The 16,231-nt window shown below is 59.0% G+C and carries 16 protein-coding genes; 8 read left to right on the forward strand and 8 right to left on the reverse strand.

From position 1 onward, the window contains the following. Positions 1-3 precede the first annotated feature (3 nt). Positions 4-1,479, forward strand: coding sequence for a DEAD/DEAH box helicase (locus CFBP6623_RS10700; RefSeq protein WP_046797866.1), 1,476 nt, complete (start codon positions 4-6; stop codon positions 1,477-1,479). A gap of 258 nt (positions 1,480-1,737) precedes the next feature. Here CFBP6623_RS10700 and CFBP6623_RS10705 read toward each other — a convergent pair whose 3' ends face one another. From CFBP6623_RS10705 to CFBP6623_RS10720, 4 genes are all read right to left on the reverse strand, one after another. After that, positions 1,738-2,646 (reverse strand): DMT family transporter, encoded by a 909-nt coding sequence (locus tag CFBP6623_RS10705; protein WP_046797865.1) that lies wholly within the window; start codon positions 2,644-2,646, stop codon positions 1,738-1,740. Positions 2,647-2,813: 167 nt separating this feature from the next. Further along, entirely contained in the window at positions 2,814-3,203 is a 390-nt protein-coding gene (locus CFBP6623_RS10710) for a DoxX family protein (protein ID WP_046798401.1), read from the reverse strand. A gap of 241 nt (positions 3,204-3,444) precedes the next feature. Beyond that, on the reverse strand, positions 3,445-4,062 hold the full coding sequence (locus tag CFBP6623_RS10715) for a L,D-transpeptidase (RefSeq protein WP_046797864.1): 618 nt from the start codon (positions 4,060-4,062) through the stop codon (positions 3,445-3,447). 78 nt (positions 4,063-4,140) lie between these two features. Then, a complete protein-coding gene (locus CFBP6623_RS10720; protein WP_046797863.1) occupies positions 4,141-5,037 on the reverse strand; it encodes a DMT family transporter in 897 nt (298 codons plus the stop codon). A gap of 477 nt (positions 5,038-5,514) precedes the next feature. Here CFBP6623_RS10720 and CFBP6623_RS10725 point away from each other — a divergent pair, with 477 nt between their 5' ends. The 7 genes from CFBP6623_RS10725 to CFBP6623_RS10755 all read left to right on the forward strand — a co-directional run bounded on the left by CFBP6623_RS10725 (position 5,515) and on the right by CFBP6623_RS10755 (position 11,012). Beyond that, a complete protein-coding gene (locus CFBP6623_RS10725; protein WP_046797862.1) occupies positions 5,515-6,924 on the forward strand; it encodes a circularly permuted type 2 ATP-grasp protein in 1,410 nt (469 codons plus the stop codon). 3 nt (positions 6,925-6,927) lie between these two features. Further along, complete coding sequence (locus CFBP6623_RS10730) at positions 6,928-7,869, forward strand: alpha-E domain-containing protein (RefSeq protein WP_046797861.1); 942 nt, start codon at positions 6,928-6,930, stop codon at positions 7,867-7,869. A 21-nt stretch (positions 7,870-7,890) separates the two neighbouring features. After that, positions 7,891-8,712, forward strand: coding sequence for a transglutaminase family protein (locus CFBP6623_RS10735; RefSeq protein WP_046797860.1), 822 nt, complete (start codon positions 7,891-7,893; stop codon positions 8,710-8,712). 4 nt (positions 8,713-8,716) lie between these two features. Continuing rightward, the gene (locus CFBP6623_RS10740) at positions 8,717-9,313 is read left to right on the forward strand and encodes a class I SAM-dependent methyltransferase (protein WP_046797859.1); all 597 of its coding nucleotides are present in this window, start codon (positions 8,717-8,719) and stop codon (positions 9,311-9,313) included. A 117-nt stretch (positions 9,314-9,430) separates the two neighbouring features. After that, positions 9,431-9,895 carry a GNAT family N-acetyltransferase gene (locus tag CFBP6623_RS10745; RefSeq protein WP_046797858.1) on the forward strand — a complete coding sequence of 155 codons (465 nt, stop codon included), beginning with the start codon at positions 9,431-9,433 and terminating at the stop codon, positions 9,893-9,895. 48 nt (positions 9,896-9,943) lie between these two features. Then, positions 9,944-10,360, forward strand: a complete 417-nt coding sequence (locus CFBP6623_RS10750; protein ID WP_046797857.1) for a VOC family protein — start codon at positions 9,944-9,946, stop codon at positions 10,358-10,360. A gap of 19 nt (positions 10,361-10,379) precedes the next feature. Continuing rightward, positions 10,380-11,012, forward strand: coding sequence for a histidine phosphatase family protein (locus tag CFBP6623_RS10755; RefSeq protein ID WP_046797856.1), 633 nt, complete (start codon positions 10,380-10,382; stop codon positions 11,010-11,012). Between the two features lie 216 nt (positions 11,013-11,228). On the opposite strand, the gene araD1 is transcribed toward CFBP6623_RS10755, so the two are convergent. The 4 genes from araD1 to chvE form a co-directional block, all read right to left on the reverse strand. Next, positions 11,229-12,224 carry a 2-keto-3-deoxy-L-arabinonate dehydratase AraD1 gene (gene araD1, locus CFBP6623_RS10760; RefSeq protein ID WP_046797855.1) on the reverse strand — a complete coding sequence of 332 codons (996 nt, stop codon included), beginning with the start codon at positions 12,222-12,224 and terminating at the stop codon, positions 11,229-11,231. A gap of 115 nt (positions 12,225-12,339) precedes the next feature. After that, entirely contained in the window at positions 12,340-13,536 is a 1,197-nt protein-coding gene (gene gguB / locus CFBP6623_RS10765) for a sugar ABC transporter permease GguB (protein WP_046797854.1), read from the reverse strand. After that, complete coding sequence (gene gguA, locus CFBP6623_RS10770) at positions 13,533-15,071, reverse strand: sugar ABC transporter ATP-binding protein GguA (protein ID WP_046797853.1); 1,539 nt, start codon at positions 15,069-15,071, stop codon at positions 13,533-13,535. The genes gguB and gguA overlap by 4 nt, the downstream gene beginning before the upstream one ends. Positions 15,072-15,161: 90 nt before the next feature. Then, the gene (chvE, locus tag CFBP6623_RS10775) at positions 15,162-16,226 is read right to left on the reverse strand and encodes a sugar ABC transporter substrate-binding protein ChvE (RefSeq protein ID WP_046797852.1); all 1,065 of its coding nucleotides are present in this window, start codon (positions 16,224-16,226) and stop codon (positions 15,162-15,164) included. Positions 16,227-16,231: the final 5 nt, after the last annotated feature.

Consider the following 16,231-nt stretch of genomic DNA (forward strand, 5'->3'; position numbering starts at 1 on the left):
ATATTGACCAGTTTTAGCGAACTCGGCCTCTCCGAAAAGATCGTGGCCAGCGTTACCCAGCTTGGCTACACAACCCCTACCCCCATTCAGGCAAAAGCCATTCCGCTGCTGCTCGAAGGCCGTGACCTCATTGGCCTCGCACAGACCGGCACCGGCAAGACCGCAGCCTTCGGCCTGCCGATCATCGAAATGCTGATGAAGCAGGCCGACCGTCCGGCAAACCGCACCACCCGCACGCTGATCCTTGCACCGACCCGCGAACTGGTGAACCAGATCGGCGAAAACCTGCGCTCCTTCGTGAAGAAGACACCGCTGCGCATCAACCAGGTTGTCGGCGGCGCGTCGATCAACAAGCAGCAGCTGCAGCTCGAAAAGGGCACGGACATCCTGGTGGCGACCCCCGGCCGCCTGCTGGACCTCATCGCCCGCAACGCCATCTCGCTCTCCAAGGTCACCTATCTGGTGCTTGACGAAGCTGACCAGATGCTCGATCTCGGCTTCATCCATGATCTGCGCAAGATTTCCAGAATGGTTCCGCCCAAGCGCCAGACGCTGCTTTTCTCGGCCACCATGCCGAAGGCGATTTCCGAGCTTGCCAGCAACTTCCTGACCGACCCGATCAAGGTCGAGGTCACGCCTCCGGGCAAGGCTGCCGACAAGGTCGAGCAGTACGTGCATTTCGTCGCCGGCAAGAACGACAAGACCGATCTCCTGAAGAAGTCGCTGAACGAGAACCCGGACGGCCGCTCGATCGTTTTCCTGCGCACCAAGCACGGCGCGGAAAAGCTGTACAAGCATCTGGAACATATCGGCTTCAAGGTCGCCTCCATTCACGGCAACAAGAGCCAGGGCCAGCGCGAGCGGGCACTGAAGGGCTTCAAGGATGGTGACATCAAGGTTCTGGTCGCAACCGACGTCGCCGCCCGCGGCATCGACATTCCGGCCGTAACGCACGTCTTCAACTATGACCTGCCGGAAGTGCCTGATGCCTATGTTCACCGCATCGGCCGTACCGCCCGCGCCGGCCGCGACGGCATCGCCATCGCTTTCTGCGCGCCGGACGAAACCCGCCTGCTGCACGACATCGAAAAGCTGATGAAGATCGATATCCCGGTCGCGTCAGGTGAACGTCCGGCCGGCCTTGCCAGCCCGACGCGCCCCAACAACAACCGTGGCGGCCGCAACAACAATAATGGTGGCCAGCAGCGCGGCCCGCGTGAAGGTGGACGTCACAACGGCGAATCCCGCCCGTCCCGCAACCACGCGCCGCGCGATGCGGACAATGATCTGGAAGTCACCTCCGACTTCAAGCGCGTGAAGCAGGCCGAAGGCGATGCAGGTCGTCCGGCCGGCCCGCGCAAGCACCGCCGTCCGGCCCGCAAGCCCGGCGGCAGCGGCGCCAACCGCCACGCACCTGCTGGCGGCAACGGCCAGGAAAAGCGCGCTTCCGGCAACGGCAATCGCGGCCGCAACCGTTAAGTTGCTTCGCGTGGATTGAGGACGCTTACGGCCCATTTCTTCTCCCCGCCGGGGAGAAGGTGGCCCGAAGGGTCGGATGAGGGGGTAAGCCCTCCGAAATCCGGCAGAGGCGCGCCCTCATCCCGCTGCCGCGACCTTCTCCCCCTCGGGGAGAAGAAACAAGCGGCACCCGCTCGGTCTATTATACGGTTGTCCTCTTCCGAGACGCCTTCAGATCACACCCCGCAAGCCACCGGCCTGCGGGGTTTTTCTTTGCCGTCACCCACGCTGCACAACCGGCCGGCGCCGGGATGGCAAGGTCATGGCCAGCACGCCGGCGATCACACAGACAAGACCGACCCACATGGCAGGTGTCGGCACCTCTCCCAGAAATGCCATGCCGATCGCCACGCCGACCGGAACCCGGAGATAAGCCTGGGAGGTGGTGCCGACCGAACCGAGCGTCTGCATCAGCCGGAAATAGATCATGAAGGCGAGCGCGGTTGAAAAAACGCTCAGGCACACAAGCGAAGTGAGCGAAGCGGCCGAAGGCGACAATGTCCACGGCCGGTCAACGATCAGGCTGACGGGCAGCAGCAGGACGGCCCCGCAGATAAGCGAGCCAGCCGCCGGCATGATCGGATCGAGCCCCTTGAAGTTCTTGCCGAATATCGCCGCACAGGCATAAGAAAACGCCGCTGTCAGCACGGCAAGCTGGCTCCATATCGCCTCGCCCGCACCACTCAGCGCCTCCATGCCGATGATGAGGCACACACCCGTCATGCCGGCAGTGGTGCCGAACAGCTTGCGCCCGCTGACCGCCTCGTGCCTGATAACCAGCGCGGTGAGAAGAAAGGTAAAGATCGGCGTTGTTGCATTGAGAATGACCGCAAGACCGGCATCGATGCTCTGCTCCGCCCAGGCGATCAGCGTGAAAGGCAACACGCTGTTGATACAGGCCTGAATGAAGAACAGTCGCCAGGTCGCCAAATCCTTCGGCAATCGCAGCCCGCGCAGCCGGATCACGACCAGAAGAAGCAGACCGGCGATCAGGGTTCGCCATGCGATGAAGGTGATGGGCGGTATCGTCTCCACGCCGATCTTGATGAACGTATAAGAAGCCGCCCACAGCGTGGACAGGAGCGCGAGCAGCAGCAATTCACGGGCAATGGGACTTTGAGTGTTCACGGATCGACTTTCCAACTGCGTTCAGGATGAACCCTTCGTAGCCCGGAAACAAGCATCGGTGCTTCGGCCGTGGCCGAAGTTTCCCCCCCTTTTTATCACACGAAGCCCCGCACGGCATGACCATGCGGGGCTTCGGCAAAAGGATCCATGATGATCGGTCGGGCAGATCAGGCCCGGCGCTCATCCACCGAGAAAGCTCCCGGACCGGCAAAGACGAAATAAAGGAATACGAAGCAGAACAGGATAGCCGCATCGCCGCCGTTCAAGGCCGGGAAAAAGCTGCTTGGCGCATGCGCCATGAAATAGGCGACGGCCATCTGGCCGGAAAGGATGAAGGCGACCGGTCGCGTGAACAGGCCGATCAGCACGAGAATGCCGCCGACGAGTTCCAGAAGCGCCGCCACCAGCATCAGGGTCGGCAGCGAGCCTTCCATCTGCGATGCTGGAAAGCCGAACAGCTTCTGCGTTCCGTGTTCGATGAAAAGCAGCGCTGCGATGATGCGCAGTGCCGCCAGAGCATAAGGCCGATAGCGAGAAAGATTATCGAAAGTTGCCATGTTCATGTGTCCCCGTTGAAGTGGTGCCGCGCTCGATACAGTGCATTTTCTCCTTTATGGATACACGTCTCGAACACCGGAAATCACGTTTCCGATATTGCAGAACTCCCTTAAATACGGAAAGGGAGGCATTCTACACATGGTTGATTTTCCAGCATAAAATTGGTCATCTTCTGAAAAAATCAACTCAAGGGTACAGGCATTTTTCGACGAGGCAAAGGCGGAAAAATCCGCCTCTCCATCACGCCTGCAGCACAACCACCTTGGAGCCGACAGGCACGCGGCTGTAAAGATCGATGATATCGTGGTTGAGCATGCGGATGCAACCGCTCGACATGGCGTGGCCGATGGATTGCGGCTGGTTGGTGCCGTGCAGGCGGAACATGGTATCGTTGCCGCCGCGATAGAGATAAAGCGCGCGTGCGCCGAGCGGATTGTTCGGGCCGCCCGCCATGCCACCGGCAAACTTCAGGTTACGTGGATCGCGACGCATCATGTTTGCGGTCGGCGTCCAGGAAGGCCACTCGGATTTGCGGCCGATATAGGCGTCGCCCTTCAGCGCAAGACCCTGCCGGCCGACACCGACGCCGTAACGCATGGCGCGACCATCGCCCATGACGTAATAGAGCCGCCGTGCCGGCGTATCCACCACCACCGTGCCAGTCGGATGGCTGGTGTCGTAGGTGACCTCCTGCCGGCGAAGTTCCGGCTTGACCTTGTCGAGATGCATGGCGGGAAGCGGGAATTTCTCTTCCGGCTTCGCCGCATAATTAAGCCTTTGCTGGCCGATGCCGGTATTCGCGCAGCCCGCCAGAAACAGTGGCAATCCGAACAGAACCCCACGACGTGAAATAGACATGTAACCCCCGCCAAATCATGTGATTAACGAGAGGTATAATTTTATGGTTAACAAACCCCTAATATGAGGTTGCAGTAATTAACCCGCCGCAACCGACGCGGCAGGCCGGCGGTTGGCGAGATAGACCCCCGTGACCGCCAGAACCGTGCCGGCAATCATGGCTGGCGTCAGCGTTTCCCCGAAAAGCAGCGCAGCTTCCACGGCGGCAAGTGGCGGCACGAGATAGATCAGCGAGGCCGCGCGCGAGACCTGACCGCGCCGGATCAGATACAGAAGCAGCGCCACCGCGCCGATGGAAATCGCCCCCACCGACCAGCCAAGCGTGGCAGCCAGCCCAAGGCTCCAGTCCACATGCCCGTCTTCCAGCAAAAGCGCAAAGGGAACGGTGACCAGCAGCGCGCCGACATATTGCAGCGTCGCCACCGCCATGATGTTTCCGCCATGGACATATTTCTTCTGATAGAGCGTACCATAGGTCACCGAGACCATGCCCAGCACATTCACCGCCACGGCATAAAGCGGCACGGACATGCCCAGTGCACCTGTGGCCATAACCTTCGGCAGCACGGCGATGGCAATGCCGGCAAAACCGAGCAGCAACCCGGCACGCTGTATGGGTGAGATTCTCTCGCCAATCATGAAACGGGCGGCCACCGCCGTCATCAACGGCTGCAGGCCGGCAATAATGCCGCCAATCGCCGCCGGCACGCCCTGCCCGATGGCCCACCAGATCATGCCGAGATAAATGCCGTGCAGGAACACGCCGGACAGGATCGCCCGCAGGACGTCGGCGCGCTTCTTCGGCCAGGAAATGGCGGACAGCCGGCAGATCGCCCACAATATCAGGCCGGCCAGCAGATACCGCAGACAGAGGAAGGTCAACGGCCCGGTATAATAGACCGCATATTTGGCAGTGACCCAGCCGGTCGACCAGAGAAACACGAAAATGGCCGGAGCCAGGCGGTCAAGCGACATGGGAACATCCCCTGTGCGGCATGATCCCGCCTCTCGGACATTGCCGGGGACGCAAGGTCATGCAGCGAATTGATATTTCGGCCAAGGCACACCGGCGAAAGAGCAGGCCGGCGTGTCATCTGGCCTGCGGCGGCACCCGGACCCTTTGCCAAGGCGGTATCGCCATCCCCGCCAAAGGTCAAAGGCGTTTTCGTGATCACATCTTTCAGTTTTTCTGATGCGGTATCTGCGATCCATCAACCGAAAACGAACGAACAAATTTTGTGCGTTCGCCCACAGCGCGCACAGCACCATCATGCCCTTCCGCCCTGCCGCGCCGCGCAACCATTTTGACGATGCCGCATTTATAGGCTGAAACCGAAAAAACGCTTCTTTTTTAAAACTCTAGGGCGACAAAAAATCTTCATGAGGAGGTCCGCATAGTTCTTGCATTGCATTTGGCCTTGTATTCATATGGTAAAAAAGGGGACATCGAAGTTGGCATTTGACGAAATGATAAATGCGGACAACACTCCGCGAAGCCCATATGAAAACTATAACGAGTGGTACAGCCGACAGGACAGGTCGCACCTGATCCAGAAATCAAAAGACGCGGAAAACATCTTTCGAAAAACCGGCATTACTTTCGCAGTCTACGGCCATGCCGACAGTTCAGAAAAACTGATCCCCTTCGATATCATCCCGCGCATCATCTCCGGACGGGAGTGGCGCAAACTGGCCCAGGGCATCGAACAGCGTGTTCTCGCCCTCAATGCTTTCCTCGACGATATCTACCACAAGCAGGAAATCATCCGCGCCGGCCGCATCCCCCGCGAAATCATCGAGAAAAACGAAGCCTTTTTGCCGGAAATGATCGGTTTTACGCCGCCCGGCGGCGTCTATACCCACATTGTCGGCACTGACATCGTCCGCACCGGTGAAGACCAGTTTTATGTTCTGGAAGACAATGCCCGCACGCCCTCCGGTGTCAGCTACATGCTGGAGAACCGCGAGACGATGATGCAGATGTTCCCGGAACTTTTCCACGAAAACCGCGTGCGGCGGGTGGAAGATTATCCCTATCTGCTACGGCAATCGCTCGCCTCGCTCGCCCCGCCCGGCTGCACTGGCAAGCCGCGTGTAGCGGTGCTCACCCCCGGCATCTATAATTCCGCCTATTACGAACATTCCTTCCTCGCCGACATGATGGGCGTGGAACTGGTGGAAGGCTCCGACCTGCGTGTCATGGACGGCAAGGTCAAGATGCGCACCACCCGCGGTTATGAAGCGATTGATGTGCTTTATCGCCGCGTCGATGACGACTACCTCGATCCGCTGACCTTCCGGCCAGATTCCGCACTCGGCGTGCCCGGCATCATGGATGTCTACCGCGCCGGCAACATCACCATCGCCAATGCGCCCGGCACGGGCATTTCCGATGACAAGGCCGTTTATTCCTACATGCCTGAGATCGTCGAATTTTATACCGGCCGCAAGCCGCTCCTGGAAAACGTGCCGACATGGCGCTGTTCGGAGCCAGACAGCCTGAAATACGTGCTCGACAATCTTGCCGAACTGGTCGTCAAGGAGGTCCACGGTTCGGGGGGGTACGGCATGCTGGTCGGCCCCACGGCAACGAAAAAGGAACGGGCGCTGTTTGCCGAAAAGCTGAGAGCCCGCCCCTCCAATTACATAGCGCAGCCGACGCTGTCGCTTTCCACCGTGCCGATCATGGTGAAGAACGGCATCGCGCCGCGCCATGTCGATCTGCGCCCCTATGTGCTGGTGTCGGACAAGGTGAAGATCATTCCCGGCGGCCTGACCCGCGTCGCGCTTAAGCAGGGCTCGCTGGTGGTCAATTCCAGCCAGGGCGGCGGCACCAAGGATACATGGGTACTGGAGGACTAAGCCATGCTGGGCAGAACGGCAAACGGGCTCTACTGGATGTTCCGGTACATCGAGCGCGCTGAAAACATCGCCCGGCTTATCGATGCGGGCCTGCGCGTTTCACTGACGCGCTCAGGCAGCGGCGATGAGGACTGGGACGGCGTCTTGCAAAGCGCCGGCGTGCACGAGGCCTTTCTCGAAACGCACGACAAGGTAACGACGGCGGATGCGATCGATTATCTCCTGCGGGATAAAGCCAACCCTTCCAGCGTCCTCTCCTGCATCGAGGCGGGCCGCAACAATGCCCGCATGGTGCGCACCGCGCTGACGCGCGAGACCTGGGAAGCGACCAACGAATTCTGGATCGAGCTGAAGACCAGTCTCGAGCGCAGGGTAAAGCCGGCGGACATGCCGCAGACCATCGACGGCATAAAACACCGCGCCGGTCTGGTGCGCGGCGCTTTCCATGGATCTATGCTGCGCAACGATCTCTACAATTTCTCCCGCATCGGCACCTTCATCGAACGCGCAGACAACACCGCCCGCATTCTCGATGTCAAATATTACGTGCTGCTGCCGGCTGTGGCGCATGTCGGCTCCTCGCTCGACAATGCACAATGGGAATCCATTCTGCGCTCGGTCTCGGCGCACCGTTCCTATGGCTGGGTCTATGATGCGGAATACAAGCCGGCCAATATTGCTGACTTCCTCATTCTCAATGGCCGCATGCCGCGTTCGCTCGCCTATTGTTACGAGAAGATCGCCAGCAACCTCAATTATATAGCAGAAGACTACGGCGAAAGGCACAAGGCGCATGAGACGGCCGAGAGCATTCGCGACAGCCTGCGCAAGACGACGATCAACCGCGTCATGGATGAAGGTCTGCACGAGTTTCTGGAGAGATTTATCAACCGGAACGGGCAGCTGGGACAGGAAATCATGGAAGGCTACCGCTTTTATCAATAAGCGCGTGGACGGGGACAGCTTATGCGTCTGAAAATCACCCATACGACGGAATATGTCTATGACGAGCCGATGCCCTATGCGTTGCAGCGGCTGCGCCTGACACCGCAGACCGGCCCCTGCCAGACGGTGGAGAACTGGGACGTCTCGGTCGATGGCGCCACCGTCGAAGTGACCTATGACGACCATTTCGGCAACCGGGTTGCGCTGGTGGAAACGGAGGGGCCGCAACGCAAGGTCAAGGTTGTGGCAAGCGGTCTCGTCACCACCGAAGACAAAGCCGGCGTGTTCGGGCACCATGTCGGCAATGCGCCGCTCTGGCTCTTCCAGCGCGAGACGCCGCGCACCAAGCCGGGAAAGCTGGTGCGTGAACTGGTAAAAGTCAGCACGGGCGATACCGAACTCTCACGCCTGCACGACCTCATGGAGAATATTCACCGCAAGGTGGACTATGTTCCGGGTTCGACCGACATTGAAACCACGGCGGAAGCGGCGCTGGAAGCTGGCAAGGGCGTCTGCCAGGACCATGCTCATATCCTGATTTCCGCCGCCCGGCTGATGGGCCTGCCGGCCCGTTATGTTTCCGGTTATCTGATGATGGAAGAGGTGGAGGAACAGACGGCCACCCACGCCTGGGCCGAGGTGCATCTTCAGGGGCTTGGCTGGGTCGGCTTCGACGCCGCCAACAATATCTGCCCCGATGACCGTTATGTCCGCATCGCGTCGGGCCTGTGCTACCGCGACTGCGCGCCGATATCAGGCATGCGCATCGGCCCCGCCGGTGAGACGCTGAATGTGACTGTCACCGTGCAGCAGTCGCAGAGCCAGAGCCAGTCGCAAAGCTGAGACCATGACCGGCAAGGACGACGAAACGATCGGCTTCTATACGGGTAACGCCGCGGCATACACCTCGCGCGGACAGGCGGCGGATCGTCCGCATCTGGAGACATTTCTGGCGCAGCTGCCGGAGGGTGCAAGCATTCTCGAACTCGGATGCGGCGGTGGGCAGGACAGCGAATTTATGCTGGCTGCCGGTTTCAACGTTCACCCCACCGATGGAACACCCGAGATCGCCAAAGCGGCGCAAGCCCGGCTTGGAATTCCCGTCGCGACGTTGCTGTTCGAGGATATTGACGACAAAGAACGTTATGACGGTGTCTGGGCCAATGCCTGCCTGCTGCATGTGCCACGCGCAGCACTTGCCGGCATTATCGGCCGTATTCACGGGGCACTGAAAACGGGCGGTGTGTTTTACGCCAGTTTCAAGGCCGGAGAGGCGGAAGGCCGCGACACGTTTGGCCGTTATTACAACTATCCTTCCAGAGCCTGGCTCGAAAATGTCTACGGACAATTTGACTGGACGATCATCGAGATCACATCCCGCCACGGCAGCGGTTACGACAAGATGCCGACCGACTGGCTGCATGTCACGGCAACGAAGTCCTGATCCATTTCCGGAACTTGCCGGTTGCGAAAGCGTCTCCCGACCGTTTAAATCGCCGCATTGATTTGAAAGCATGATCCGGCTTCAGCCCGCGGGAAGGAAGCCGACCGGGAGACGGCCTTGTACACTATTTCCGACTATCGCGACTGCCAGTCCCACGGCCCCGTCATCGCGCAGCGCGTCTGGACGGCATGGTGGCAGGATAGCGGCCTTCAGGTCGGCGACGTCGCCGAACACCTGAAGGACATGACCAACCCCCATGCACTGCCCACCGGTTTCGTTGCCCATGACGGTGAGGCTTACGTCGGCTCCGCATTCCTTATCCATTGCGATCTGGAGGAGCGGCCGCAATATCTGCCGTGGGTTGCCGCTCTCTGGGTGGAAGAAGACCGACGGCGCTCAGGTGTGGCCCAGGCCCTGATGCAGGCCGCCACGCAAAGGGCCGCCGAACTCGGCCATCATACCAGCTATCTCTGCTGCCAGAGCGATCTCGAAGCCTATTACATCAATTGCGGCTGGACGGTTCTGGAACGCGGCGTCGGCAAACACGATCTGACCGTGCTGACCTTCAGCACCAAAACATAAGCGTCCCGCCACTTCCAGTGTCGGACAACAGTAGATACCGGAGGAAACATGCACCCGCCAACAGCCGTCATGGAAACCGCAATCTACGTGGATGATCTCGACGCCGCCGAGACCTTTTACCGCGATGTGTTCGGGCTGGAGGTGGTGCGCAGACTGCCCGGCCAATTCGTTTTCTTCAGATGCGGCCAGCAAATGCTGCTGATCTTCGATCCGCAGCAATCCCGCCGGGCAGACCCCGATAATCAGATCCCGCGCCATGGGGCGGTGGGCCAGGGCCACTTCTGCTTTTATGCAAAGAATAAATCGGAAGTGGATGGCTGGAAGGACCGGTTCGAAGCGCTTGGAATTCCCGTCGAACATTACCATCGCTGGCCGAATGACAGCTATTCCGTCTATGTCCGCGATCCCGCGGGTAATTCAGTGGAGGTCGGCGAAGGCAAGCTGTGGGGGATTGAGCAAGCCTGAAAATACTGGGAAAAATGCTATGAAGAACATCTTTGTCGTCACGCACACTCAATCCGTGCACCATGTCGAGAACAAAGTCGGAGGCTGGTATGATACCGAGCTGACACCCAAGGGCAGGGCCGATGCGGAGGCGACAGCCGCCAAGCTTACAGCGATGATCGGCAACGCCCCAGTTGAAATCTTCAGCTCCGATCTCCTCCGAGCCTCCCAGACAGCTGCAATCATCGCTGAACACCTCAAGCACCCTTTTGAAAGCACAGATGACCTGCGGGAAATAAGCTACGGTTCAGCCGGCGGTATGCCGCAGGAGTGGCTCGACGCCCGCCAGATCCCCGCCCCTCATCATAACCGTATGGATCATCGCGGCGGAATTGCTGATGGTGAAACGAGACGTGAAGTGGCCGAAAGGGTGTACCGCTCTGTGAACACCATTATATCACGCCCCTGCCCCGCGCAGGTCATCGTTACCCATGGCTTTGCTCTGACTTTCGTCATCGCGGCATGGATCAAGATGCCGATCGAAAGCGTCGGCCATGTCAGTTTTCCGGCACGGTCTGGCAGCATCACGCATTTGAAGGAAGACGACTATTGGCAAAATCGCGCCGTCGTTTCACTGGCGGATGTTTCGCATCTGACAGACGACGACGGTTGAGAAGCAATCCGCTTGAACATTGCCCGCACGCAAAGGGACAATTGGACATAAGGCCTAACCTCTAGCGTCATCCTCGGGCTTGACCCGAGGATCTAACCACGCCTCGTAGGTCAGTCTGTTGCAGATCCTCGGGTCAAGCCCGAGGATGACGTCGAAGGGTGGGATTACCATGTGATGACCCCACCCCCCTTGGCATTCTCAAAATCAGCCCGCAGATCAGATCTGCCGAACGGCGATCTCTTCTTCCGCGTCCACGGCCAGCGGGTTCTTCAGCGGCAGGCCGAAACCGGCTGCCTCGATCTCGAAGACGTCGCCGGCCTCCGGCTTGATGCCATCTGCGAAGGAAAGGGTTGCCGTGCCGAACATGTGCACATGCACATCGCCGGGCGCACGGAACAGGCCGTATTTGAAGTGGTGGTATTCGAGGTTCGCGAAGGTGTGGGACATGTTGTCTTCACCCGAGACGAACGGCTTTTCGAAGATGACCTTGTCGCCGCGGCGGATACGCGAGGTGCCGCGAATATCCGAAGGTGCGGCACCGACGCGGATTTCCGGGCCGAAGCTTGCCGGGCGCAGCTTGGAATGGGCGAGATAGAGATAGTTGACCCGCTCGGTGACGTGATCGGAAAATTCGTTGGAGACGGCAAAGCCGATGCGCACGGGTTCGCCCTTGTCCGAAATGACGTAGATGCCGGCCATTTCCGGCTCTTCGCCGCCATCCAGCGCAAAGGATGGCGAGGTGAGCGCTGCACCCGGTGCTGCCGCCACATGGCCGTTGCCCTTGTAGAACCACTCGGGCTGCACACCCTTTTCGCCAGCCTTGGGCTTGCCGTTTTCGAGACCCATGCGGAACATCTTCATGGAATCCGTCAGGCTTTCTTCCGCCGCTTCCGTGGTCTTCTTGTGCATGCTGTCGCGGGTTGCGGCCGAACCGAGATGGGTAAGCCCCGTGCCGGTCAGATGCAGATGCGCCGGATCGGGATGGGTGATCGGCGGCAGGAAACGGCCTTCGGCATAGGCCGCTTCGAGGTCGACGGCATCGCCGAGACCATGGGCGGAAATGACATCGGCAAGGCTCTTGCCGCTATTGGCGGCTTCCATGGCAAGCGCGTAGACCGAACCGGCACCCTTGACGACCTGCGCCTGTCCGCCGTCTTCGCGAACCGCTACAATGATTTTGCCACTGGCATCTTTGATCTGTGAAATGAGCACGGGATTTCCTTCCTGCGGCGCAACGCGCCTTATCTTCGTCGGCGCCTTGCGCCTGCACCTTATGAAAGTGGCCGGAAACCGGCCACTTTTTTGATTTGCGATTTGGGTGGGCCGATCAGCCCTTGTTCTTGTTGTAGACGTCGAAGAACACGGCGGCGAGCAGCACGAGGCCCTTGACCATCTGCTGGAAATCGATGCCGAGACCGACGATCGACATGCCGTTGTTCATGACGCCCATGATGAAAGCACCAATGACCGCGCCGGTGATCTTGCCAACGCCGCCCGATGCGGAAGCGCCGCCGATGAAGCAGGCTGCGATCACATCAAGTTCGAAGCCCACACCGGCCTTCGGCGTTGCCGAATTGAGGCGGGTCGCGATGATCATGCCGGCAAGACCGGCCAGCACGCCCATGTTGACGAAGGTGAGGAAGCTCAAGCGTTCGGTGTTGATACCGGAAAGCTTGGTCGCCTTCTCATTGCCGCCCATGGCGTAGACACGGCGACCGATGGTGGTGCGGCGCGTCACGAAGCTGTAAAGCGCAATCAGCACCAGCATCACGATCAGCACGTTCGGCAGGCCGCGATAGGTGGAAAGCTGGTAACCCAGGAACAGGATAGCACCTGAGATCAGCAGATTCTGCACGATGAAGAAACCGAACGGCTCCACGTCGATGCCATGCTTCACGTTCACCACGCGGCGACGCCATGCCAGATAAAACAACGCCACCGTGATCAGCAGGGTCAGGATCATCGAAGTGGTGTTGAGACCTTCGATACCACCGATATCAGGCAGGAAGCCGGTGCTGATGATCTGGAAATCGGTCGGGAAAGGACCGATGTTCTTGCCGCCGAGCACGAACAGCGTCAGGCCACGAAACACCAGCATCCCCGCCAAGGTGACGATGAAGGACGGAATACGGTGATAGGCGATCCAGTAACCCTGGGCAGCACCGATGATACCGCCGATGACGAGACAAATCAGCGCCGCCAGGAACGGGTTCATGCCCCATTGCACGGTCAATATGGCCGCGATCGCGCCGACGAAGGCAACGATGGAGCCGACCGAAAGGTCGATGTGCCCGGCGACGATGACGAGCAGCATGCCCAGCGCCATGATGACGATGAACGAGTTCTGCAGGATAAGGTTGGTCAGGTTCACAGGGCGGAACAGAATGCCGCCGGTGTAGAACTGGAAGAAAACCATGATGGCGACGAGCGCGATCAGCATGCCATATTCGCGGATATTCGAGCGAATATAGGATGAGATCGAGATGACGTTACTTTCTTCGCTTGTTGTGTTTGCCGAACTCATGAGTTCTTCTCCCCTGAGCGCATGATAGCGCGCATGATGCTTTCCTGGCTCGCCTCTCCCTTCGGCAATTCAGCGACGATGCGGCCTTCGTTCATGACGTAGATGCGGTCGCAATTGCCGAGCAGTTCGGGCATTTCCGATGATATCATCAGAACGCCTTTGCCGTCGGCAGCGAGCTGGTTGATGATGGTGTAGATTTCATATTTCGCGCCGACATCGATGCCGCGTGTCGGCTCGTCGAGGATCAGCACATCAGGATTGGAGAACAGCCACTTGGACAGCACCACCTTCTGCTGGTTGCCACCCGAAAGATTGACCGTTTCCTGAAAGATGCCCGAGGACCGGATACGCAGGCGCGTGCGGAAATCGCTCGCCACCTTCATTTCCTTGATGTCGTCGATGATGCTGGCACTCGACACGCCGGCCAGGTTGGCAAGCGTGGTGTTGTGCAGGATATTATCGTTGAGCACGAGGCCGAGATGTTTGCGGTCTTCCGTCACATAGGCAAGACCGGCATCGATGGCGCGGCGCACGGTGCTCACATCCACGGGTTTGCCATGGATCAGCACTTCGCCGCTGATCTTGTGGCCGTAGGACTTGCCGAACACGCTCATCGCGAATTCGGTGCGCCCTGCCCCCATCAGCCCGGCAATGCCGACGACTTCGCCCTTGCGCACGGTGACGTTGATATCGTGCAGAACCTTCCTGTCGCGGTGCTGCTGGTGATAGGCGTTCCAGTTCTTGACTTCGAGAATGGTCTCGCCGATCGGCACGTCGCGCGGCGGATAACGATCTTCCAGATCGCGTCCCACCATGTTGCGGATGATGACATCCTCGCTGATTTCTTCCTGATGACAGTCGAGCGTCTTCACCGTCATGCCGTCGCGCAAAACGGTGATCTGGTCGGCCACCTTGCGCACTTCGTTGAGCTTGTGGGTGATGATGATCGAGGTCATGCCCTGCTTGCGGAATTCGATCAAAAGGTTGAGCAGCGCCTCGGAATCGCTTTCGTTCAGCGAGGCGGTCGGCTCGTCGAGGATGAGCAGCTTCACGCTCTTCGACAGCGCCTTGGCGATTTCGACGAGCTGCTGCTTGCCCACACCGATATCGGTGATCAGCGTCTCCGGCGATTCCTTCAGGCCCACTTTCTTTAAGAGTTCGCGGGTCCGGTTGAAGGTCTGCTGCCAGCTGATGACGCCGTTCGAGGCGACCTCGTTGCCAAGGAAGATGTTTTCCGCAATCGACAGGAGCGGCACCAGCGCCAGTTCCTGGTGAATGATGATGATACCAATATCTTCGCTATCATTGATGGCGCGAAAATTCCGCACTGCGCCTTCATAGTGGATTTCGCCCTCATAGGTGCCGGCGGGGTAAACACCGGAAAGGACCTTCATCAAGGTCGACTTCCCCGCGCCGTTCTCACCGACGAGTGCGTGGATCTCACCCTCTTTAACCTTGAGGTTGACGTTCTCAAGCGCTTTCACGCCCGGAAACGTCTTGGTGATGTTCCGCATTTCGAGAATGGTATTGGCCATATCGCAATCCAGCGCCCGATTAATTCCGGCGTTTTTATTTTTATGGAAAAACGGGGATGACGCCAAGTCATCCCCGCATGTGTGTCGAGCTTATTTCAGCTGGTCTTCCTTGTAGTAACCGCCATCGACGAGAACCTGCTTGTAGTTCTCCTTGGTTACTGCAACGGGCTTCAGCAGGTAGGACGGAACGACCTTGACGCCATTTTCATAGGTCTTGGTGTCGTTTACCTCAGGCTCCTTGCCCTGCAGAACAGCGTTGACCATGTTCACGGTCACCTTGGCGAGTTCGCGGGTGTCCTTGAAGATGGTGGAATACTGTTCGCCGGCAATGATCGACTTGACCGACGGGACTTCAGCGTCCTGACCGGAAACGACCGGCAGCGGCTGGTCCTTCGAACCATAACCAACGCCCTTCAGCGAGGAGATGATGCCGATGGACAGACCGTCGTAAGGCGACAGAACGGCGTCAACCTTGGCGTCGGTGTAATAAGCCGACAGCAGGTTATCCATACGGGCCTGGGCCGTTGCCGGATCCCAACGCAGCGTACCGACCTTGTCCATGCCCATCTGGCCGGACTTTACGACCAGCTTGCCGCTGTCGATGTAAGGCTTCAGAACCGACATTGCGCCATCATAGAAGAAGAAGGCGTTGTTATCGTCAGGAGAACCGCCGAACAGCTCGATGTTGAACGGACCCTTGCCGTCCTTCAGGCCAAGCTTGTCGGTGATCGAAGTCGCCTGCAGAACGCCAACCTGGAAGTTGTCGAAGGTGGCGTAGTAGCTGACGTCGCCGCTGTTGCGGATGAGGCGGTCATAAGCGATGACCTTGATGCCCTGCTCGCCAGCCTGCTTCAGAACGTCCGACAGCGTGGTGCCGTCGATCGAGGCGATCACGAGGACTTTCACGCCCTTGGTGACCATGTTTTCGATCTGGGACAGCTGGTTCGGAATGTCGTCGTCGGCATATTGCAGGTCGGTCGTGTAACCGGCTTCCTGCAGCTGCTTGACGATGTTGTTGCCGTCATCGATCCAGCGAGCGGAAGACTTGGTCGGCATGGCAATGCCGACGGAACCCTTGTCCTGTGCGAAAGCCGGTGCTGCGAAGGAAGCAGCACCGATGGCACAAGCCGCCATCAGCGAAATAATGGACTTCATTAACT

Source organism: Agrobacterium tumefaciens (assembly GCF_005221385.1).
GTDB lineage: Bacteria > Pseudomonadota > Alphaproteobacteria > Rhizobiales > Rhizobiaceae > Agrobacterium > Agrobacterium tomkonis.